Raw genomic sequence first — 21,296 nt, 5'->3', positions numbered from 1 at the left:
GGTGACAGGCCGGGCTGGCCGAGACGGCGCGCATGCGCCGCCCCGCTTCTGCATCACCCACGCCCCTTCCACGGCACCACCCGCCGCTCGACCCAGCGCATCGCGAGATCGAACAGCCACGCGATCGCGCCGATGATCAGGATTCCCATCACGACGATATCGGTGCGCAGGAAGCTCGATGCATTGAGCACCATCTGCCCGAGCCCGGCCGTCGCGGCGACCATCTCGGCCGCGACGAGCGTCGTCCAGCCGAAGCCGATCGCAATCCGCAGCCCGGTGAGGATTTCCGGCAGCGCGGCCGGCAGCACGACGTGGCGCACGATCTGCGCGAAGCTGCCGCCGAGCGAATACGCGGCGTTGATCTGCTCGACCGTCGCCGCGCGCACGCCGGCGCGCGCCGCCATCGCGATCGGCGCGAAGCACGCGAGGAAGATCACGACCAGCTTCGCCGTTTCGTCGATGCCGAACCAGATCACCACGAGCGGCAGGTACGCGAGCGGCGGCAGCGGCCGGTAGAACTCCAGCAGCGGATCGAGCACCCCGCGCGCGATGCGGCTCACGCCCATCAGGATGCCGGCCGGCACGCCGATCGCGGTCGCGAGCGCGAACGCGCCGAACACGCGCGCGGCGCTCCACATCAGATGCTCGGACAACGGCAGGCCGCCCTGGATGCGGCCGTGCCACGCGTCGACGAACGCCGCCCACACCGCTTCCGGCGCGGGCAGGAACAGCGGCGGCAGCCACTGCAGATGCGTCGCGACCCACCACAGCACGACCAGCGCCGCGACCGTCGCCGCGCTCAAGGCGGCCGTCTTCCCCTGCCCCGGCAACCGGTAGCGATGCGACGCACGCACCGAACGCGTTGCATCGCGCCGCTGCGTGCCGCGCTCACCTTCTCCGAACCCCGCGGCCGTTCGATCGGCCGCCCACGAATCCTGCGTGCTCATGTCGTCCTGCCTGTGCAAAGTACTGATCCGGCCGCGCCCGACGGACGCGCCCTGCCGCGCGAACTCGTGCATCACGCAGTCTCCCCGACCGGCTCGTCGCGATGCAGATACGCGATCAGCCGCTCGCGCCACGCGATGAAATCCGGCGACGACTTCACCGCGCGCGCATCGCGCGATTCGACGTAGCGCCGCGCGAACGGCAGCTCGAACGTCTCCGCGATGCGCCCGGGGCCGGGCGTCATCACGACGAGACGCGTCGCGAGGAACAACGCCTCTTCGACGTCGTGCGTGATGAAGAACACCGTCTTGCCGGTGCGCGCCCACACGTCGAGCACGAGCGCCTGCATCGTGCCGCGCGTCATCGCGTCGAGCGCGCCCATCGGCTCGTCCATCAGCAGCACGCGCGGATCGCTCGCGAGCGCCCGCGCGATGCCGACGCGCTGCTGCATCCCGCCGGACAGTTCGTACACGCGCGCATGCGCATGGCGCTCGAGGCCGACGAGCGCGAGCATCTCGCGCGCCCGTGCGTCGCGTTCGGCCTTCGACACGCGCGCGAAGCGCAGCCCGAGCGCGACGTTCTCGAGCACGTCGAGCCACGGCAGCAGCGCATATTTCTGGAACACGACGCCGCGATCGGCGCCGGGGCCCGTGACCGGCACGCCGTCGACGCGCACGTCGCCCGTCGTCGGCGCGACGAAGCCGGCCATGCAGTTCAGCAGCGTCGTCTTCCCGCACCCGGACGCGCCGAGCGCGACGACGAATTCACCGGCATCGATGCGCAGGTCGACGCGCGCGAGCGCCTGCGTCGTCGGCCGACCGCGCTCGCCCGGGTAATCGACCGATACCTGACGGACTTCCAGCGTGCTCATGATCGTGGGCTCCGCGATGCGTTTCCTGAGTGGTCCGGGTGGCCGCGCTCAGTGCGCGGCCTTCTGCACGAACTGCGGATCGACGCCGACCGAGTAGTCGGCGAGCACCGTCTGGATCGTGCCTTGCGATTTCAGGAACGCGGCGGTGGCCGCGAGCGACTTCGCGGCGCCCGACTGCGCGCCGCCGCCGAGCCACGTCGGCGATGCCTGCTCGGCCGGCGTCGGGAATGCGTAGAGCGCGAGGCTCGCCGGCACGTCCTGCGCGTTCGCGCCCGATACCTTCGCGACCGCCGCGACCTGCGGCGAGCCGACCTTCCACGCCGCCGCGTGCGCACGGTAATCGGCGTCGGCGGAGGCGAGCACCTTCACGAAGCCCGCGACGAACGCCGGGTTCTCGCGTGCGAACTTGCGGCTCACGACGAAGCCGTCGAAGGTCGCCTTGCCGCTTTCCTTCGCGACCTGGCCCGACGTTGTCAGCACCGTGCCCGACTGCTTGACCTTCGCGAGCACCGGATCCCAGATGTAGGTCGCGTCGATGTCGCCGCGCGCCCAGGCCGCCGCGACTTCAGGCGGACGCAGGTTGACGATCTTCACGTCGTTCGGATTGACGCCCGCGGCCTGCAGCGCGACGAGCGTATGGAAATGCGACGTCGACACGAACGGCACGCCGATCTTCCTGCCCTTCAGCGCGGCGATGCTGGTCACGCCCGAGCCGTTGCGCGCGACGAGCGCCTCGGCGTCGTTGATGTTGTCGAGCACCCAGAACAGCGAGATGTCGAGCCCCTGCGACAGGCCGGCCGCAATCGGGCTGGAGCCGGCTTCGCCGAGCTGCACGGAGCCCGATGCGAGCGCGCGAATCACGTCGGCACCGCTGTCGAGCTTGCGGAACGTGACCTTGTAGCCGGTCGCCTTTTCGACTTCACCGCTCGCCTGCGCGTAGCGCCACGGCACGACCATGTCCTGGTACGCGATCACGACTTCGCGCGATTCGGCGTGCGCCGCGCCGAACGCGGCAAAGGCGGTCAGCGCGACGACGGCGCGGCGGATGAAGTTGAAACGGGACATGCGGCTCTCCTTCGAATGCGGGCATTGCTGCGGGAGAGCCGACTTTACGAGCTTTATGCGCGACGGGAGCGAACTTATCCTGCGAAGCTATCGACGCCGTTTCAGCTTTGCTTTTCGCGCTCGATTGGATCGCGCGTCCGGTCGGATGGCGATTGCCATGCGGATACGCACGCACTCGCTGCGCCAACGAAAAAGCCCGCATCGCTGCGGGCTTTTTTCGACTGCGGGACTTCGGCAGATGAAGGCGAATGCGGTGCTCAGACCACCCCGGCCCCATGCGCCTGCAGATCGGCGTGATAGCTCGACCGCACCATCGCGCCGACGGCCGCGTGCGTGAAGCCCATCTTGTACGCCTCTTCCTCGTACATCTTGAACGTGTCCGGATGCACGTACGCACGCACCGGCAGGTGGTGCTCCGACGGCTGCAGGTACTGGCCGATCGTCAGCATGTCGACGTCGTGCGCGCGCAGGTCGCGCATCACCTGCAGGATTTCCTCTTCGGTCTCGCCGAGGCCGACCATCAGGCCCGACTTCGTCGCGACGTCCGGATGCAGCGCCTTGAAGTCCTTCAGGAGCTTCAGCGAGTGCGCGTAGTCCGAACCCGGGCGCGCTTCCTTGTACAGGCGCGGCACCGTTTCGAGGTTGTGGTTCATCACGTCGGGCGGCGCCGCGTTCAGGATCGAGATCGCGCGGTCGAGGCGGCCGCGGAAGTCCGGCGTCAGGATTTCGATACGCGTTTCCGGCGACTGCTCGCGCACTTCGCGGATGCACTCGACGAAGTGAGCCGCGCCACCGTCGCGCAGGTCGTCGCGGTCGACGCTCGTGATCACCACGTACTTGAGCTTCAGCGCCGCGATCGTGCGCGCGAGGTTCTTCGGTTCGTCGGCGTCGAGCGGATCGGGACGGCCGTGGCCGACGTCGCAGAACGGGCAGCGGCGCGTGCACTTGTCGCCCATGATCATGAACGTCGCGGTGCCCTTGCCGAAGCATTCGCCGATGTTCGGGCAGCTCGCTTCCTCGCACACGGTGTGCAGGTTGTGCTCGCGCAGGATCGTCTTGATCTCGTTGAAGCGCGAGCTACCGGTGGCCGCCTTCACGCGGATCCACTCCGGCTTCTTCAGCTTCTCGATCGGAATGACCTTGATCGGGATGCGCGCCGTCTTCGCCTGCGCCTTCTGCTTGGCGGTCGGGTCGTAGGCCGGGGTCGCGGCCGAATCGGCCGGTGCGGGGGAAGCGGTAACGTCAGTCATTCGAATGTTCCAGTGCCTGCGGCTTGTCGGCGGCCGCGGATACGCCATCGAGGTTGGCAATCAGACGACCCACCAGCGTGTGGGCGACGTCGTTCCAGTCGGCGGCAACCTCGAGGCTCGCCATGTCGACGGTTTCCAGTCCGGCATAGCCGCACGGGTTGATCGCAAGAAACGGGCGCAGATCCATTTTCACGTTCAGGCTCAGCCCGTGATAACTGCAGCCGTTGCGGATCTTCAGGCCGAGGGCCGCGATTTTCGCGCCTTCGTGCACGCCGGATGCCACGTAGATTCCCGGCGCGCCCGCCTTGCGGACCGAAGCGAGATTATACGCCGCGAGGGTTTCGATCACGGCCTCCTCGATTTTCGTCACGAGCGTGCGCACCATCAGCTTGCGCCGGCGCAGGTCCAGCAGCAGGTAGACGACGATCTGGCCGGGGCCGTGGTAGGTGATTTGTCCGCCGCGGTCGACCTTCACGAGCGGCACGCCGCTGTCGGCCACCAGCAGGTGGGCCGGGTCGCCGGCCTGGCCGAGCGTGTAGACGGGCGGATGCTCGACGACCCAGATTTCGTCGCCGGTGTCGGCCGTGCGCGTGTCGGTGAACGCGCGCATCGCATCGAAGCTCGTCTCGTAGGCCTCGCTGCCCCGCCAGCGCACGGTGACCGGCGACACGGGCTGCACCGGGGACCCGGCGGGCGATTCGGAAACGGCAACAGGCGTGGACACGATGGAAACCGGCGAGACGGACATGGGCGGTAGTTTACCGAAAACCCATGCGTCTCGCCGGCCTTGGAAGGGGACTGATCGCGAGTATCCGTCGGACGAAAGGTCCGTCAGACGGTGCGCCAGCCGCCGTGAAGCAGCACGTTCACGCGATTGCGCAGCCGCCCGAGCACGCCGCGCGCGACTTCCGCGGGCGGCCGCGACACCGAAAACGCCACGTGTGCGCTGTGCGGGCTGTCCGCGCTGAGCCACAGCCGCTCGCCGCGGCGCAGCTTGAGCGTCTCGCCGTCGACCAGGAAGTAGTCTTCGACGTCGTTGCTGCGCGTCGCCCAGACAGGGCCGCAGTGAACCGTCAGGCGCGTGCTGCGTTGTACCCGCATCGGTACGGTTTCGCCTGCAGGGATTTCGAACGTGATGCTTGAGGAAATTTCTTGCATGATCGACTCCGCCAAGAAGTGCTTCGATGGCTACAATCGTAGTCACTTAAAGGCGCCCGACCAAACGACCAATTTTCACGTCGATGTGAGGAAAATTAGCAAATGGACCTCCGCCAGCTCCCTGCACTGAATGCGATTCGCGCGTTCGAAGCCGCCGCCCGTCACGAGAATTTCTCGCGCGCCGCCGACGAACTGTTCGTCACGCACGGCGCGGTCAGCCACCAGGTACGTGCGCTCGAAGAGGAACTGGGCGTTCAGCTGTTCACGCGCAACGGCAAGCGGCTGTGCCTGACGGGCGCCGGCATGCGCTACGCGCAGCAGGTGCGCACCGCGCTGATGATGCTCTCCGACGCGACGCGCGAAGTGCGCGCGAGCGATCGCGACCGGCGGCTGGTGGTGTCGATGCTGTCGTCGTTCGCCGCGCGCTTCGTCACGCCGCGCATCGGCACGTTCATCGAGCGGCATCCGGAAATCGACGTCGAACTGCAGTCGACCAACACGCTGACCGATTTCGCGCGCGACGACGTCGACCTCGCGATCCGCTTCGGCTTCGGCAGCTATCCGGGGCTGCATGTCGAGCCGCTGTTCGAAGAGGTGTTCTTTCCGGCGTGCGCGCCAACGCTGAACGGCGGCAAGCTGCCGCAGACGCCCGCCGATCTCGTGCACTACAACCTGCTGCGCTCGGACGACGAGCTGTGGCGGCCGTGGTTCGACGCGGCGGGGCTCGACACGCTGACCGAGCCGAAACGCGGGATTCTGTACCAGGATTCGTCGAACCTGTTGCTGGCCGCGATCGACGGCCAGGGCATCGCGCTGATACGCCGCTCGCTCGCGGTGCACGACCTGCTCGACGGGCGCCTCGTGCGCCTGTTCGACATCGACGGGCCGAGCCCGTGGCACTATTTCTTCGTGTGTCCGCCGCCGCTGCTGAACACACCGCGCGTGCAGGCGTTCAGGACGTGGATTCTCGAGGAAGTCGCCAAGTTCAAGCTGCTGTGCGACGAGCTGGACGCGCGGCGCGCGGCGGGGAAGACCCCCGCCGAGTGCGCGCAGGAAGGAGGATGGAAGGGCGTTACAGCACGACCTTGACCATCGGATGGCCGGTCAGTGCACGGTAGATGTCGTCGAGCTGTTCCTGGCTCGTCGCGCGCACGGTGATCGTGAGGCCGGTGTAGTTACCGCCGCTCGACGCGCGCTCTTCGATCTTCTCGACGTCGATCTCGTTGTCGTGGACGGATACGACCTTGAAGATCGTGTCCTTGAACTCCGGGTGCGCCTTGCCCATGATCTTGATCGGGAAATCGCACGGAAACTCCAGCAGCGACTCCTTCCGCGCATCGATCGCGCCGGTGACCTCGACGGTTTTGGTCGGTTCGCTCATCACTTTCTCCGGGTTAGGTCAAACTGTTCAAACTCGCGCGCCTTCGCACGCTGGTACGCGTCGTACAACGCCGCGAACACGGGGCCCGGCTTGCCGCCCTGCACGGGCAGGTCGTCGAGCGACGTGACGGGCAAAATTTCCTTCGTGGCCGACGTGATCAGGATTTCGTCGGCCGAGCGCAGCTCGACCTCGCTGATCTCGCGCGAAACGAACGGAATCCCGCACTCGTCCGCCAACTGCTCGACCAGCGCGTAGCGGATCCCTTCGAGGATCTTGTTGCTGCGCGGCGGCGCCATCAGTTCGCCGTTCTTCACGATCCACACGTTCGACGACGAGCCTTCGGTCAGGTTGTCGTCGCGCAGCTGGATCGTCTCGAACGCATCGCGTTCGGCCGCATGCTGCGCCATCAGCACGTTGCCGAGCAGCGAGATCGACTTGATGTCGCAATGCAGCCAGCGGCGGTCCTCGGCCGTCACGCAACGCACGCCCTGCGCGCGCTCTTCGTCCGGCGGCAGGCGCAGCGGACTCGTCATCGCGAACACCGTCGGCACCGCATTCGGCGGGAACGCGTGGCCACGCTTCGCGACACCGCGCGTCACCTGCAGGTAGACGAGCGCGTTGCTGTCGACGAGGCCTTCCGCGTTCGCGGCGAGCACGCGCTCGATCAGCGCGCGCCAGCCGGCCGCGTCGTGCGGGCTGTCGATGCCGATCTTCTTCAGGCTGCGCGCGAGCCGCTCCAGATGCTGCTCGATCCGGAACGGCACGTGCGCGCCGGCATGCGCATAGACGGGCACGACTTCATACACGCCATCGCCGAAGATGAACCCGCGGTCGAGCACCGGGACACGGGCTTGCGACAGCGGCACCAGTTCCTCCTGCGACGACACGCTGAGGTAGACGATCGGTTCGAATTCGGCTTGGCTCATAGCAATACCAGATGGGGATGAAGTCGTAAAAACAAAGGCCCGTCGTGCTTACTTCTTCTTGCTGAACATCAGCAGGATCGAGTCCCAGATACGTCCGAAGATACCCGCTTCCGGCACGGCCTGCAGCGCGACGACCGGGAACTCCGACAGCGTCTTGCCGTCGGCGACGATCTTCACGGTGCCGACCTGCTGGCCTTCCGCGAGCGGCGCGATCAGCGGTGCGTTCACGTCGACTTCCGTCTTGACCTTGTCGCCGAGGCCGCGCGGCACCGTCGCCCACTGGTCGCTCTTCACGCCGACCTGCACGGTGTTTTCCTTGCCCTTGTAGATGCGCGGCGTCGACATCGCCTGGCCGCCCTTGAACAGGCGCACGGCGTCGAACGCGCTATAGCCGTAGTTCAGCATCTTCATGCTGTCCTGCGTGCGCTCGCCTTCCTTCTGCTCGCCCATCATCACCGACACGAGACGGCGCTGGCCGTCGACACCCGGGATCGCGCGCTTCGCCGATGCGATCAGGCAGTAACCGGCTGCCTGCGTGTGGCCCGTCTTCAGGCCGTCGACCGTCGGATCCAGCCACAGCAGCCGGTTGCGGTTGCCCTGGCGGATGTTGTTGTACTTGAATTCCTTCTCCGAGAAGATGCTGTAGTACTGCGGGAAATCGCGGATCAGGTGGGCGGACAGCTTCGCGAGGTCGCCGGCCGTCGTGTAGTGGTTCGGGTCGGGCATGCCGTTCACGTCGGCGAAGTGCGTGCCCTTCATGCCGAGGCGCGCGGCCTCGTCGTTCATCATCGTGACGAACTGCCCTTCGCTGCCGCCGACCAGTTCGGCCAGCGCGATCGCCGCGTCGTTACCCGACTGGATGATCATCCCGTACACGAGGTCGTGCACCGACACCGGCTTGTTCGCCTCGATGAACATGCGCGACTCGTCGCGGCCGACGCGGCGCACCGCATCGCTCGGCGTGACGATCTGCTCCATCGAGATCTTCTTCTTGTCGAGCGCCTCGAACACCAGGTAGGCCGTCATCAGCTTCGTCAGCGATGCGGGTTCGACGCGTTCATCGGCATTGCCCGACGCGAGCACCGTGTTGCTCGTCGCATCGACAAGCACCCACGAGTGCGCGTTCACGCCTGGCGGCGGCACCGCCCCCGGCATGAAGGTCGCGGGCGCGCCGGTGAACTGCTCGGCGGCGGGCGCCGCATGCGCGGCCCGGGCCTTGGCGGCCGGCTTCGCCTCGGCGACGACGATCGTCGACGCGAGCGCGACAGGCAGCATCACGCCCAGCGCGACGTTGCGCGCGGCGGTGCCGAAGGCGATGGAAGAAGCGAGGGACTTGAGGCCTTGGGGTGACAGACGCATGATCGATTCAGGCTGATGGCAGAAAGTGCGGCGCGAAACGCGCAGGGTTGAACGGCAAGGCGGCGGGCGTTTCGGCCAGTCGCCCGACTTCGTCGGGCGACGCGAAACGCGCCGGTTGGACTCGTGCGGACGCGTTCGGTTCGCGGCCGTCGCGAGCGGGCGGACAGGCGGCGAAACGAGCGCCGCATGGGCCCAGCCGGGCCGCGGGCGACGCGAAATGCGGCCATTATACGTGGCCGCGAACAGCACTTTCGCGAACCGTGCGCCGGGTGGCCGCGCATCGGCTTCCAGAGGATAGCGGCTTCATGGCCGGCGATGGCGATCGAAGCCGTGCGAAAGGCATGCGCAGGCAGTGTGCAAGTCGGGTTGCGCCGCGTGGCGGCGCGCCGGTGCGACCGGCTGCCGTGCGGCGTGCATCCGTCGGGCAACGCGCCGCGCGACGAGCAGGCGGCGGCACCGGTGCCGCACGCCCGGATCCGCGGCTCAGCGGTTCAGTCGTTCAACGCCACGCGTCGACGATGATGCGCTTCAGCACGTGCAGCTTGCGATGGAAGAAATGCTCGGCACCGGGGATCACGACGACCGGCAGTTCCTGCGGCCGCGCCCAGTCGTACACCGACGCGATCGGCACCGTGTCGTCGGTTTCGCCGTGGATCACGAGCGTGTTCTCGGGCACGTCGGCGACTTGCCAGCGGCTCGCGGCCGTACCGACGAACACCATCCGCTCGATCGTCTCGCCCGCGTCGCGCAACCGCTTCGCGACGTGCGACAGCACGAAGGTGCCGAACGAGAAGCCGGCGAGCACGAGCGGCAGGTCCGCATAAGCCGGCTGCGCGCGCATGTGCGCGAGCACCGCGAGCAGGTCGTCCGCTTCGCCGATGCCGTTGTCGTGCACGCCTTCGGTCGCGCCGACGCCGCGGAAGTTCGACCGGTACACCACGTAATTGAGCTGGACCAGCGTGCGCGCGAGGGTTTGCGCGACCTTGTTGTCCATCGTGCCACCGAACAGCGGATGCGGATGCGCGACGAGCGCGATGCCGCGCGGCGCGGCGCTGCCTTCGCGCACGGCGTCCGGCACGTCGAGCGCGAGTTCGATCTGCCCGACCGGGCCGGCAATCAGCGACTTCTGCGTATGAACGTTCATTCGGCCGGCCCGCTCAGATCTTCAGGCGGTCGACGACCTTGCCGTCGCTCAGGTGCGATTCGACGATCTCGTCGATGTCGGCCTGGTCGACGTACGTGTACCACGTACCTTCCGGATACACGACCATCACGGGCCCTTCCTCGCAGCGGTCGAGGCAGCCGGCCTTGTTGATGCGGACCTTGCCGGGCCCCGCGAGGCCGAGTTCCTTCACGCGCTTTTTCGCGTATTCCTGCATGGTCTGCGCATCGCATTGCGCGCAGCTCGGACGCTCGGCGCCCGGATCGCGCTGGTTCAGGCAGAAGAAGACGTGGTGCTGGTAGTAGGAGGAATCCATGATGGTGACGTGCGGCCCGGCGCGGTGCCGGGCGAAAGGAGGGGCGATTGCCGCGGTGCCGTGCAATCGGGGATGCGGACGATTATAACGAGCGCCGCGCGCCGCTGCCCGCGATCGAGCCGCGGCCGCGCCGCCGGGATCGCCGCGTCAGCGCCGCACCGCAGCAGGCAGCCACGCGCGCTCGACACGCAGGCCGAGCCAGATCAGCGCCGCATAGGGCCACATCCACGCGAGCCAGCGCGCGATGCTGTTGAAGTGCACGTAGCGGCCCTGCCGCCAGCCCGACAGCGTGAAGTCGAAGAACGGATTGACCGGCAGCAGGTTGACGAACGCCACGCCGGCCAGCAGCGCGAGCGCCGCGAGCATGGCGCGCCACGTGGCCGGCACGCGCAATGCGATCAGCGCCGCCGCGAAGCCGAGCTCGATGCCGAGCCGCGCGCCGGGCGTCGCCCACACGACGACGAGGCCGGTGGTCGACTGCATGAACGTCGCGGCCGCCTTCAGCACCAGCGTCGCGACGACGAACACGATCAGCAGCCGCACGCGCGGCGCGGCGGCGCGCATCGCGAGCGACGCGATCGCCAGCGCGGCGAACAGCATCAACCCGCCGAGCGCGGCTTCCCATGCGGAATCGGACAGCCAGCCATCGACACGCTCGGGCCACTGGCTCACCTGCCACGCGGCCGGCAGCCACGCGAGCAGCGCGTCCTGCATCGACCCGTCGGCGCGCTCCCACAGCGCGGCCGGCCAATCGCCGATGCCGAACAGGAACGGTGACGGAAAGAGGATCGCGAACGGCCACAGCCCCGCGAGCAGCAGCGGCGTCGAGCCGTCGGTTTCGAACCACGCGAACCGCAGCCGGCGCAGTGCGCCGCGATCGAGCAGCGCACCGGTGGCAGGCGCCGCGAGTGCCGCGCCGAGCAACGCGCCGAGCGCGTTGGCCGCGAGATCGAGATTCGACGCGACGCGCGTCGGCAGGTAGGTCTGCAGCGCTTCCATCGACCCCGACAGCAGCACCCCAAGCACGCTGACGATCAGCGTCGCGGCCACGCCGCGCCAGCGCGGGTGCAGCGCCAGCACGCCGAGTGCGCCGAACGGCATGTAGCCGAGCACGTTGGTGACCACGTCGAACGCGGTCACATAGCGCTGCATCGGTGCGAACAGGTAGTCGAACGGCCCGATGCCGAGCGACACCCAGCCTTCGAACGGATACAGCGACGCATAGACGATGAGCGCCGCATAGGCGGCAAACGCCTGGCGCGCCAGCGACGACGCGCGATGCGTGTCCGGCGTGTCCGGCACGTTCATCGCGACCGCGCGTCGCGCGTCACGGCGTGCCCGCGTACGCCTGCACGCCGACCCACGCGGCGATCTGCGACACGAGTTCGTCGCTCGCGGCCGCGAGCGCCCGCGCGCCGCCGGCCGCATCGGGCGTGCTCGACGGCGCGCGCGCGACGAACGTGCGCTGGCCGAGTACCTTGCCGTCCTGCATCAGCGTCGCGCGCGCGGTGACCGCGCCGTGACTCTGCGACTGCCCGTCGAACACCTGTTCGAACTCGTTCAGGTCGACCTTCAGCGTCGGCGCGCGTACGCCGTCGGAGCCTTCGAGCACCGCGCCGCGCGACGACAGTGCGCTGCGCAGTCGCTGTGTGAGCAACTGCGCGGGCGGCGCGGTCCAGCGGCTGTCGCGGTAGACGGCCATGCGCTGCGCATCCGCATACGCGAGGCGGTAGACGAACTTGTTCGAGTCGAGCCCGTCGGGCGCGGCGACGTCGAGCACCTTCAGCGCGGGGCCGGTACCGGCCGTCACGACCGGCGAGGTCGGGCCGAGGTCGTAGCGAACGTTCGACAGCGCGGCACTGTTGCCGGCACAGCCGGCGACGAGCGCGAGCGTCAGCACGGCTGCGGCCGGCCGCAGCGCGCGATCAAGAATTCGTGGCATGGCGTGATCCTGCATGATGTTTCCGGTTTCGATGGGCGTTACTGCCCGGCCGTTGCGCCCGGCCAGACGAAGCCCGATTCGCCCGGCCCGGGCGCGGAGCCGGGCGAACCGAACAACAGACTGCTCGGGTTGCGGCCAAGTTCACCGGCGACGTCCTTCAATTGCCGCGACGCGTCGCCGACACTGCCCGCCAGCGCGTTGAAGCGCGGCAGCGTGTCGTACTGCACGCGCGCGTTCAGATCGTTCAGCGTGATGCCGACCTGCTCCGCAGCCGTGCCGGCCTTGTTCAGGTTCGACACGAGCGGCCCGTTCGGCTGCAGCAGCGTGTTGGCCGATGCCATCGTGCGATTCACTTCGTGCATCGTCTCCGGCAGCGCGGCCACCGCCGGCGCAAGCTGCTTCGACAGCGTCGCCGCGCCGTCCGCCGCGTGCTGCAGGCTTTCGGCCGTCGCGCGCAACTGTTCGCGCATCTCCGGCGACATCATCGCGTTCGCGCTTTTCGCGGCCTGCTCGAGCTGGCGCAACAGCACGTCGCCGCGCTCCTGGATCTGGTCGAACAGGCTCGGCCGCATCGGGATCTGCGCGATCGCCTTCGACGACGACGGCAGCGGTGCCAGGTCGCGGCCCGTATCCTCGAGCTGCACGAACGCGATGCCCGTCACGCCTTGGAAGCCGAGGCTGCCGTAGGTCGACTGCGTGATCGGCGCATCGTGGTCGACCATGATCCGGATCCGGATCTGCCCCGGATGGGTGCGATCGAAGCCGATCGACTGCACCTTGCCGACGTCGAGGCCGCGAAAGCGCACCGCCGCATCGGGGAACAAGCCCGTCACGTTGGTGCGCGCGAGCAGGTCGTACGGCACGCGCACGGTGCGATCGACGTTGAACCAGAACACGGTGCCCGCGATCGCCAGCGTCAGCGCGATCGTGAACAGGCCGGCCCAGAACGCATGTGATTTGTTTTCCATCAGAGGGTTCCTTGTCCTTGCCTGTTACAGCTCGACGCTGGACAGCGCCGGTTCGAGGGCCGCCTTCGGCAGCTTCGCGCGCCGCTCGGGCGGCAGCGCCTGCAGCGCGCGGCGCCCGCGCAGCCCCAGGAAATATTCGTGGATGAACGGATGGTCGACGTTCGCGACCTCCTCGACGGGTGCCGCGACCAGCACCTTGCGGTCGGCCAGCACCGCGACGCGCGTCGACAGCGCGACCATCGTGTCGAGATCGTGCGTCACCATCACGACCGTCAGCCCGAGCGTGCGGTGCAGCGTCGCGATCAGCTCGACGAATTCGTCGGAGGCCTGCGGATCGAGCCCTGCGGTCGGCTCGTCGAGAAACAGCAGCTCGGGTTCGAGCGCGATCGCGCGCGCGATGCCGACCCGCTTGATCATCCCGCCCGACAGCGCGGCCGGCATCTTCGACGCGTGCTTGCACGGCAGCCCGACCATCTCGAGCTTCAGCATCACGATGTCGTGCAGCAAATCGGGCGGCACGCGGCCGAGCTCGCGCAACGGCTGCGCGACGTTGTCGAACACCGTCATCGACGAGAACAGCGCGCCCTGCTGGAACAGCATCCCGGAGCGCGTGCGCATCATCCGCGCGCTCGCGTCGTCGATCGTCGACGTGTCTTCGCCGAACACCTTGATCGTGCCCGACGTGGGTCGCTCGAGGCCGAGGATCTGCCGCACCAGCGTCGTCTTGCCCGAGCCCGAACCGCCGACGACCGACACGATCTCGCCGCGCCGCACGTCGAAATCGAGCTTCTGGTGAATGACGTTGCGCCCGTAGCGCTTGGTCAGGTTGTGCACCTCGATCACGAGGTCGTCGCCGTGCACCGCGGCGGCCGGCGGCGTGCCGACCGATCCCGCGCCGACGGCTGCGGCATGGGCAACCGCGGCACCACCCGGTGCGGCACCGGCCGCCGCGGCATCGGCCGCCGTTTCTTTCGACGCGTTCATCCGAGCCCCACGTTCTGGAACAGGATCGCGAACACCGCGTCGGCAAGGATCACGACCGTGATCGACGTGACGACCGACGTCGTCGTCCCCTGGCCGAGGCTCTGCGAGTTCGCCTTGATCCGGAAACCGAAATGGCACGCGACCAGCGCGATCAGCATGCCGAACACGACGCCCTTGCCGACGCCGATGTACAGGTTCGCGATCGGCACGACGCCCGGCAGCGAGCGCACGAAGTAATTGACGTCGATGCCGAGCACCATCTTCGCGGCGAGCGCGCCGCCCGTCAGCGCGATGATGTTGGTCCACATCACGAGCAGCGGCATCGCGACGCCCAGCGCGAGCACGCGCGGCAGGATCAGCCGCAGCCCGTGCGGGATGCCCATCACGCGCATCGCGTCGAGCTCCTCGGTCACGCGCATCACGCCGATCTGCGCGGTGATCGCCGACCCCGAGCGGCCCGCGACGAGGATCGCCGACAGCACCGGCCCAAGCTCGCGGATCACCGACAGCCCGAGGATGTTCACGATGTAGCGGTTCGCGCCGAACATCTGCAGCTGCTGCGCGGACAGGTAGCTGAGCACGATGCCGATCAGGAACGCGACCAGCGCGGTGATCGGCAGCGCCTGCGCGCCGGCGCTGTAGATGTTCGCCGACGTTTCCTTCCACGGCATCGTCTGCGGGCGGCGCAGCACCGACAGCGCGTCGAGGATCACGAGGCCGAACATCGCGATGCCGCCCTGCAGGTGTTCGCCGAACGAGAAGATCGTCTGGCCGAGGCGGGTGACGGGATCGACGCGCACGATGCGCTCGGGCGCCTCGCGCTGGCTGTCGAGGCGCTCGATGCGCTCGAAGATCGTGCGCTGCGTCGCGCTCAGCGCGACACCCGCCGGCAGCTTGCGGCCCCATACGCGCCACAGCGCCTGGCCGCCGACGTGGTCGAGCCGTTCGATACCGGACAGATCCCATTCGCTCACGCGCCCGGGCGCGATGCCCGCGACGCGGCGCGCGACCGCGCCGCGATTGCGCGCGAGCGCGAGCGCAGTCCATTGGCCGTACAGGCGCACCGTCTGGCCCTGACCGCCGGCATCGACCGACAGGCCGGGAGGAGTCTCGAAGTCCAAAGGCGGGTTGTTTGCAAAAGGATGACAGCGGTCATTGTAGCGAACCGCCCGGCGCCGCGACGTGAGGATTTCCGCCGGGGCGCACAGCCGGGTGTGGCGGGCCGCGAACCGCCGCATCGCCCGCCAGTCGCCCACCTTTCATTCTTCCGTCACGTTTCCTTTCGATACTCTCACGCGCCGCACCTCAGGCCGTCGGCGCCCGCGCCGCCATCTCGCTGCGTGCCTCGCGATTCGTCGCGACTCATAGAACAGAACACCGAACAGGACAATCGATGCGTCTCCCCCCGCTTTCCCGCCGCCGCGTGACCGGCGCCGCCGCGCTCGCCAGCCTTGCCTTCGCCCTCGCCGGTTGCGGCGGCGACGACGTCACCTCGCCGTCGTCGTCGACGCCCCAGCCGCAGGCCCAGGCGCCCGCCGGCACGACCGCCACGCTCGCGCTGCTCGAAACGACCGACCTGCACACCAACGTGCTGTCGTACGACTATTTCAAGCTCGCCGCGGACAACTCGCTCGGTTTCGAACGCGTGTCGACGCTGATCGCGCAGGCGCGCGCGCAGTACCCGAACACGCTGCTGCTCGACAACGGCGACACGATCCAGGGCACCGCGCTGTCGGACTACCAGGCGCTCGTGAAACCGGTCGGCTGCGACCAGACGCTCGCGATCTACAAGGTGATGAACGCCGCGAAGTTCGACGGCGGCGGGATCGGCAACCACGAGTTCAACTACGGGCTGCCGTACCTGTCGCAGGTGACCGGCAACACATTCGACGTCGACGGGCTGCCGGCCCCCGCGCAGCAGAAGAAGTGCGCGGGCCCGAACTTCCCGCAGGTGCTCTCGAACGTGATCAGCGCGAAGACCAACGCGCCGCTGTTCACGCCGTACACGATCCTGACCCGCACGGTGACGGCCGTCGCGCCGGACGGCACGACGGTCAGCGCGCCGGTGAAGGTCGGCATCATCGGCTTCACGCCGCCGGCGATCATGAGCTGGGACAAGCGCTGGCTCGACGGCAAGGTCTACACGACGGGCCTGAAGGAAGCGGCCGAGAAGTACATTCCGGAGATGCGCGCGAAGGGCGCCGATCTCGTCGTCGCGATCTCGCACGGCGGCCTCGACGACGCCGCGTATTCGCCGACGATGGAAAACGGCAGCTGGTGGCTGTCGAAGGTGCCCGGCATCGACGCGATGCTGATCGGCCACTCGCACCAGGTGTTCCCGGACGCGAGCAGCACCGTCGCGCAGTTCAACCTGCCGGGTGTCGACAAGGTGAAGGGCACCGTCAACGGCGTGCCGACCGTGATGGCGAACTACTGGGGCAAGCATCTCGGCGTGATCAAGCTCGGCCTGAAGTTCGACGGCAAGGCCTGGAGCGTCGACAAGTCGCTCACGACCGTCGAGGCGCGGCCGATCCAGAACGCCGACAAGAGCTACGTCGCAGCCGACCCGTCGGTGTCCGCCGCGATCGCCGCCGAACACCAGGCGACCATCGACTACGTGAAGACGCCGATCGGCTCGACCGACTACCGGATGAATTCGTACTTCGCGGACGTCGGCGATCCCGGCGCGATCCAGATCGTCAACGAGGCGCAGGCCGACTACGTGCGGACCTACGTGCAGGCGAACCTGCCGCAATACGCGTCGCTGCCGGTGCTGTCGGTCAGCGCCCCGTTCAAGAGCGGCTTCGGCGGCGGCAGCGACTACACCGACGTCGCGCCGGGCGCGCTCGCGATCAACAACGCGGCCGACCTGTACCTGTATCCGAACACCGTGTACGCGGTGAAGGTGAGCGGCGCCGACGTGAAGAACTGGCTCGAGACGGCCGCGAAGCGCTTCAACACGATCGACCCGACCAAGGCGACCGTGCAGCCGCTCGTCAGCAGCTTCCCCGGCTACAACTTCGACATGTTCACGTCCGCCGATCTCGCGTACGAGATCGACGTCACGCAGCCCGTCGGCAGCCGGATCAGGAACCTGACGTACAAGGGCGCGCCGATCGACGCGAACGCGCAGTTCATCGTCGCGACCAACAACTACCGCGCGAGCGGCGGCGGCAACTTCCCGGGTCTCGACGGCAGCAAGACGATCTTCGCGTCGCCCGACGCGAACCGCGACGTGCTGATCGCGTTCGTGAAGCAACGCGGCAAGATCACGCGCACGGCCGACGGCGCGCAGCGCAGCTGGCGCTTCACGAAGCTCGCGAGCTCGGTCGCGCACGTGCAGTTCACGTCGGCGCCGAACCGGCTTGGCGACGCCACGGCAGCCGGCCTGACCGGCATCACGCAGGTCGCGGCCGACGACGGCTCCGGCAAGAACCTCGCCGTCTACGAGCTCGACCTGACGCGATGACCATGAGACCCGTGATGCAACCGATCCGGACGATGCGGCCGGCCGAAGCCGGCTTCGCGGCTGCCGCGCGGCGCCTGCTGCGCGCGAAACTCCCGCCGGCCGCGCTGCTCGCGGCAACCGCCGTGACCGTCGCGGTCGCTGCCGTGGCGACCGGCTGGCGCGCGACCGGCCCCGCGCCGAGCGCCGCGCAACTCGACGAGTGGCAGGCAATGGTCACGCAGGCCGTCGAGCCGCACGCGCTCGCGCAGTTGCGCACCCTCGCGCGCCGCGGGTCGGGCGACGCGCAGGCGGCGCTCGGCATCGCACTCGTCGATGCGCACGAGCCGGGCTTACGCGACGAGGGGCGCGGCTGGCTGGAAACGGCCGCGGCGGCGGACGGCAAGGCCGACGCGCCGGCCGCCCGGCGTGCGCAGCTCGCGCTCGGCAAGGCGTTGCTGCTCGGCAGCAGCGACATGCCGAAGGACTACGCACGCGCCCGCACGCTGCTCGGCGAAGCGGCCGCGCGGGGCGACCCGGCCGCCGCGTATTACCTCGGGCTGATCTATCGCAGCGGTTACGGTGTCGCCGCCAATCCCGTGCAGGCCGCGCACTGGTTCGACGTCGCGTCGCGCGCAGACATCCCGGCCGCGGACTTCATGCTCGCGAACGCGTATCGCGACGGCAGCGGCGTGCCGCGCGACGAGGCGCGCGCGCTGGCGCTGTATCGCCGCGCCGCCGAGCACGAGCTGCCGGAAGCTGTGCAGACGCTCGCGATGGCCTATCGCAACGGCGAGCTCGGGCTCAAGCCCGACGCTGACGAGTTCCATGCGCAGTGGATCGAGACCGCGCACGCGCTGAAGCATCCGGTCGTCGCGCCGTAACGGTTCGTCCGCACGCACCGGCATCACACCGGCTGCATGACGCGCATGCCCCGACGCCCCGCGCATAGATCACCCGGCCACGGAATCGATCGCGGGGCGTGGGCCCGCGCGCCGGTTGCATTGCCGCCATCGTGCCGCTCCATGCCGACGTTCGGCGCGCGGCAATGCATTAACATGCAGCCTCACAATAAAACCTGAGAGAACTGCATCCATGTCCCATCGCCTTTCTTGGCGTGGTGCCGCTGCCGTCGCCATCACCGTTGCCATCACCGCCGCCCCGCTCACCGCACTCGCCGCGCCGCCCACCCAGCCCGACATCTTCAACGCCGCGCTTTGCAAGCCGCCGTTCACGTCGGACCTGATGGACTCGATCTACAACACCGCCAAGGCAGCCGATCCGAAACCGGACGAGTCGATGCTGGGCGCTGCGGTCTATCGCCTGCCGGAGCCGATCCACCGCGACGGCTTCACGACGCAGCAGGTCGTGTTCGTCAGTACCGGGATCGGCGTGCTCGTGGACGGCGAGGTCGCCGACCAGCTCGCGAAGCGCTACCAGCTCACCCTCGAGAAGGGCCACCTGCTGGGCGCGTCGTCCCTCGGCTATTCGCGCCGGCTGACGGTCCGCAGCCCGGGCGGTGCGCTGATCCTCGTGTCGGCCCGCCAGGGCCCGGCGCTGAAGGGCAAGACGCTGCTGGCCTGCGAAATGACGTCCGAGGAGGACATCAAGGCGCTGGAGCGGATTGAGATGCGGCGCTAAGGAGGTGGAGCGCTGGCGCGACGCAACGCCACTGCGGGGATATCTCGCATGCGAATACCGTGCGTCGTTACTTCTGCTCCGGCAAGACCGTACCGCACGGATTCTCGCAACCTTCCGATGAACACGCTGGAATAAACTCTATCTCTATCTGATTGCGTTTACTCGACGGAACAACGGAGTTGCTTCGCCAGATTTTAGAGTCCATGTGAATCCGATCTTTTGCTACGCCGAGATCGAGCAGATACGCTCGGACAGCATTGGCCCGAGTACGGGCGATCGAAATTGCGTCGCGCTCGTGCTCGTCGGCATATCCGTAGATCACGACGGGACCATTGTTGGCCGCACTGTTCCGAACGGTCACCAACAAGCTGGCGAGCGCAATCCGGTCAGCATTCGAAATGGCCATGACGCCGAGGTCGAGCTTACTTGCGTATTGCAAGGAAAAGCTGCAAGCAAACACGACGCCTGAAGCACAAAGCCCCACAAGGCTAATCGATGCACAAGATATACCACGCAATATTGTCCGCATTCCTGATCGCCATTGTCGGGACCTCTTTGGCGAGCCGCCTGCTGAGAAATTGTCCATAGGTGTTCTTGTAGTCAATCGCTCCGAATGTATCCCGAAAATGCACACACTCGTGAACAATGGTCAGTTGCATCGAGGAAAACGTACCCGCACTCGTATCCGGAAGCTCACAGAACTTCGGGGAAATCGATATCGTGTGCGTGGCGGTATCGGGGCCGCAAACGTGCGCAACTTCGCCATCTAGATTTTTGGTATTTGGCGTACAGCCGAGAGCCCGATCAAGGTCGGGATCGGAGCGAACGAAATTCCTTGCCGTCAATCCGTTCATGACTGTGATCAACGCCACCAATCCGTTCGTCAGCGCACCGCGAGTGAGCTCGTCGGCGACCCCGAACCACTCTCTGACTCTCGCCCGCGCAGGCTCGCTCCAGACATCGAGTTCGTCGACTCTCTGCGTGATTATTTTTACCGCATCGTCGCGCAACGTCAGGACTTTCTTCCGAAATTCCGCATCGGTCATGTTTTTACAGATGGGCGGCCCGTCGACTGCCAGTAAAAGCTCAACCTTCGAACCACGCGTCGTATTCGTTATGGCCGAGTCATGTACGGTCACGTATTCGTAGTCATCGTGCGGCATGGCCATGCTCCACTATTTCAATTCGCAGTTTCTCCGAATGACGCGTCGCTACGCGCTGTGTGTGCCCGGCACGATCAGTCATACCGCTGAAGACCCGACCGGAACTGGTATATATTCGATAAGGCACCCTTACCAAGGGCTGCCCCGTCTTCTCGTTTTTCAATACATACTGCTCGTCGCATTCCTCCCCGGCGACGGGCGACTGAGAATGACCGTCTCCCAGTTCTTTCCGCTCAGTCACCCCGTCACCGACCCGCATCCTCATGCCCCGCTCGGCATAGAACACAGGCGGCGGACTGCACCCGCATGCGTTGATATCCCCACTCAACGCCCATCCCTGACCATTCGGCGCCCTGCCGGGCAAGCGCGGGCCTCTCGGCGCGACGACCCCCACCTGCTCGCAAGCCGTGCAGTAAGTTTTCATGTCGAGCGTGGCGATCTGCACACGCGGCGGCGGATTGGAGCACGTGACACATTCCAGTCCCTCGGTGATCGTCGCGCTGCCGCCCCGATCGCCCTTGGCGAGGAAATAGCGGATCATGCGGCGTCACCTCGGCTCATCGCGCCCGAGCAACGCTCATCCGTGAAAGTACCGGGTCCCGCCCATCCGACGACGGTCGGCCTGCCAGCGGCATACCGACCGCCGCTAGCCATCAACCGGCCGACAACAGCCAACGAAGACTCGAATAACCATTGCTCACGACCATTCATCCGGATTCC

At 67.4% G+C, this 21,296-nt stretch carries 23 protein-coding genes; 4 read left to right on the top strand and 19 right to left on the bottom strand.

Annotation, left to right across the window (positions count from 1 at the left end; translation table 11 throughout):
• Nucleotides 1-53: 53 nt before the first annotated feature.
• The 6 genes from BX604_RS09290 to BX604_RS09265 form a co-directional block, all read right to left on the bottom strand.
• A complete protein-coding gene (locus BX604_RS09290; protein WP_098550485.1) occupies nucleotides 54-1,019 on the bottom strand; it encodes an ABC transporter permease subunit in 966 nt (321 codons plus the stop codon).
• Nucleotides 1,019-1,816 (bottom strand): taurine ABC transporter ATP-binding protein, encoded by a 798-nt coding sequence (locus BX604_RS09285; protein WP_098550484.1) that lies wholly within the window; start codon nucleotides 1,814-1,816, stop codon nucleotides 1,019-1,021. The genes BX604_RS09290 and BX604_RS09285 overlap by 1 nt, the downstream gene beginning before the upstream one ends.
• A gap of 48 nt (nucleotides 1,817-1,864) precedes the next feature.
• Entirely contained in the window at nucleotides 1,865-2,881 is a 1,017-nt protein-coding gene (gene tauA / locus BX604_RS09280) for a taurine ABC transporter substrate-binding protein (RefSeq protein WP_098550483.1), read from the bottom strand.
• Nucleotides 2,882-3,138: 257 nt separating this feature from the next.
• Entirely contained in the window at nucleotides 3,139-4,131 is a 993-nt protein-coding gene (lipA, locus tag BX604_RS09275) for a lipoyl synthase (protein ID WP_059451537.1), read from the bottom strand.
• The gene (lipB, locus tag BX604_RS09270) at nucleotides 4,124-4,879 is read right to left on the bottom strand and encodes a lipoyl(octanoyl) transferase LipB (RefSeq protein ID WP_098550482.1); all 756 of its coding nucleotides are present in this window, start codon (nucleotides 4,877-4,879) and stop codon (nucleotides 4,124-4,126) included. Before lipB ends, lipA begins: the two co-directional genes overlap by 8 nt.
• A gap of 83 nt (nucleotides 4,880-4,962) precedes the next feature.
• The gene (locus tag BX604_RS09265; protein WP_098552795.1) at nucleotides 4,963-5,289 is read right to left on the bottom strand and encodes a DUF2917 domain-containing protein; all 327 of its coding nucleotides are present in this window, start codon (nucleotides 5,287-5,289) and stop codon (nucleotides 4,963-4,965) included.
• A gap of 102 nt (nucleotides 5,290-5,391) precedes the next feature.
• Here BX604_RS09265 and BX604_RS09260 point away from each other — a divergent pair, with 102 nt between their 5' ends.
• Nucleotides 5,392-6,378 (top strand): transcriptional regulator GcvA, encoded by a 987-nt coding sequence (locus BX604_RS09260; protein WP_098550481.1) that lies wholly within the window; start codon nucleotides 5,392-5,394, stop codon nucleotides 6,376-6,378.
• Here BX604_RS09260 and BX604_RS09255 read toward each other — a convergent pair.
• The 10 genes from BX604_RS09255 to BX604_RS09205 form a co-directional block, all read right to left on the bottom strand.
• The gene (locus BX604_RS09255; RefSeq protein WP_098550480.1) at nucleotides 6,362-6,670 is read right to left on the bottom strand and encodes an HP0495 family protein; all 309 of its coding nucleotides are present in this window, start codon (nucleotides 6,668-6,670) and stop codon (nucleotides 6,362-6,364) included. The genes BX604_RS09260 and BX604_RS09255 overlap by 17 nt on opposite strands.
• Nucleotides 6,670-7,596: a D-amino acid aminotransferase gene (locus BX604_RS09250; protein WP_098550479.1), complete on the bottom strand. Its 927-nt coding sequence runs from the start codon at nucleotides 7,594-7,596 to the stop codon at nucleotides 6,670-6,672. Before BX604_RS09250 ends, BX604_RS09255 begins: the two co-directional genes overlap by 1 nt.
• Before the next feature lie 48 nt (nucleotides 7,597-7,644).
• On the bottom strand, nucleotides 7,645-8,955 hold the full coding sequence (locus tag BX604_RS09245) for a D-alanyl-D-alanine carboxypeptidase family protein (RefSeq protein WP_098550478.1): 1,311 nt from the start codon (nucleotides 8,953-8,955) through the stop codon (nucleotides 7,645-7,647).
• A gap of 499 nt (nucleotides 8,956-9,454) precedes the next feature.
• Complete coding sequence (locus BX604_RS09235) at nucleotides 9,455-10,099, bottom strand: alpha/beta hydrolase (protein WP_098550476.1); 645 nt, start codon at nucleotides 10,097-10,099, stop codon at nucleotides 9,455-9,457.
• Between the two features lie 13 nt (nucleotides 10,100-10,112).
• A complete protein-coding gene (locus tag BX604_RS09230; protein ID WP_098550475.1) occupies nucleotides 10,113-10,433 on the bottom strand; it encodes a (2Fe-2S) ferredoxin domain-containing protein in 321 nt (106 codons plus the stop codon).
• A 147-nt stretch (nucleotides 10,434-10,580) separates the two neighbouring features.
• Nucleotides 10,581-11,741, bottom strand: a complete 1,161-nt coding sequence (locus tag BX604_RS09225) for a VanZ family protein (RefSeq protein ID WP_098550474.1) — start codon at nucleotides 11,739-11,741, stop codon at nucleotides 10,581-10,583.
• Between the two features lie 19 nt (nucleotides 11,742-11,760).
• Nucleotides 11,761-12,375: an ABC-type transport auxiliary lipoprotein family protein gene (locus tag BX604_RS09220; protein WP_098552793.1), complete on the bottom strand. Its 615-nt coding sequence runs from the start codon at nucleotides 12,373-12,375 to the stop codon at nucleotides 11,761-11,763.
• 38 nt (nucleotides 12,376-12,413) lie between these two features.
• Nucleotides 12,414-13,343, bottom strand: coding sequence for an MlaD family protein (locus BX604_RS09215; protein ID WP_098550473.1), 930 nt, complete (start codon nucleotides 13,341-13,343; stop codon nucleotides 12,414-12,416).
• Between the two features lie 24 nt (nucleotides 13,344-13,367).
• A complete protein-coding gene (locus tag BX604_RS09210; RefSeq protein WP_244109085.1) occupies nucleotides 13,368-14,327 on the bottom strand; it encodes an ABC transporter ATP-binding protein in 960 nt (319 codons plus the stop codon).
• The gene (locus tag BX604_RS09205; RefSeq protein WP_098550472.1) at nucleotides 14,324-15,448 is read right to left on the bottom strand and encodes an MlaE family ABC transporter permease; all 1,125 of its coding nucleotides are present in this window, start codon (nucleotides 15,446-15,448) and stop codon (nucleotides 14,324-14,326) included. Before BX604_RS09205 ends, BX604_RS09210 begins: the two co-directional genes overlap by 4 nt.
• Before the next feature lie 272 nt (nucleotides 15,449-15,720).
• Between BX604_RS09205 and BX604_RS09200 the strand changes: the two genes are divergently transcribed.
• The 3 genes from BX604_RS09200 (at nucleotide 15,721) to BX604_RS09190 (ending at nucleotide 19,413) form a co-directional block, all read left to right on the top strand.
• Entirely contained in the window at nucleotides 15,721-17,796 is a 2,076-nt protein-coding gene (locus BX604_RS09200; protein ID WP_098550471.1) for a bifunctional 2',3'-cyclic-nucleotide 2'-phosphodiesterase/3'-nucleotidase, read from the top strand.
• A gap of 14 nt (nucleotides 17,797-17,810) precedes the next feature.
• Nucleotides 17,811-18,656: a tetratricopeptide repeat protein gene (locus tag BX604_RS09195; RefSeq protein WP_098552790.1), complete on the top strand. Its 846-nt coding sequence runs from the start codon at nucleotides 17,811-17,813 to the stop codon at nucleotides 18,654-18,656.
• 211 nt (nucleotides 18,657-18,867) lie between these two features.
• A complete protein-coding gene (locus BX604_RS09190) occupies nucleotides 18,868-19,413 on the top strand; it encodes a hypothetical protein (RefSeq protein WP_098550470.1) in 546 nt (181 codons plus the stop codon).
• 67 nt (nucleotides 19,414-19,480) lie between these two features.
• On the opposite strand, the gene BX604_RS09185 is transcribed toward BX604_RS09190, so the two are convergent.
• The 3 genes from BX604_RS09185 to BX604_RS09175 all read right to left on the bottom strand — a co-directional run bounded on the left by BX604_RS09185 (nucleotide 19,481) and on the right by BX604_RS09175 (nucleotide 21,117).
• On the bottom strand, nucleotides 19,481-19,819 hold the full coding sequence (locus BX604_RS09185; RefSeq protein WP_179894790.1) for an OmpA family protein: 339 nt from the start codon (nucleotides 19,817-19,819) through the stop codon (nucleotides 19,481-19,483).
• A gap of 82 nt (nucleotides 19,820-19,901) precedes the next feature.
• Entirely contained in the window at nucleotides 19,902-20,576 is a 675-nt protein-coding gene (locus BX604_RS09180) for a M35 family metallo-endopeptidase (protein WP_179894789.1), read from the bottom strand.
• Complete coding sequence (locus tag BX604_RS09175) at nucleotides 20,563-21,117, bottom strand: hypothetical protein (RefSeq protein WP_098550467.1); 555 nt, start codon at nucleotides 21,115-21,117, stop codon at nucleotides 20,563-20,565. The genes BX604_RS09180 and BX604_RS09175 overlap by 14 nt, the downstream gene beginning before the upstream one ends.
• Between the last annotated feature and the right edge of the window lie 179 nt (nucleotides 21,118-21,296).

The organism is Burkholderia sp. JKS000303 (assembly GCF_002563755.1).
Taxonomy (GTDB): Bacteria; Pseudomonadota; Gammaproteobacteria; order Burkholderiales; family Burkholderiaceae; genus Burkholderia; species Burkholderia anthina_B.
The sequence above is the reverse complement of the archived record's forward strand: the minus strand, read 5'-3'. Positions and strand labels throughout refer to the sequence as shown.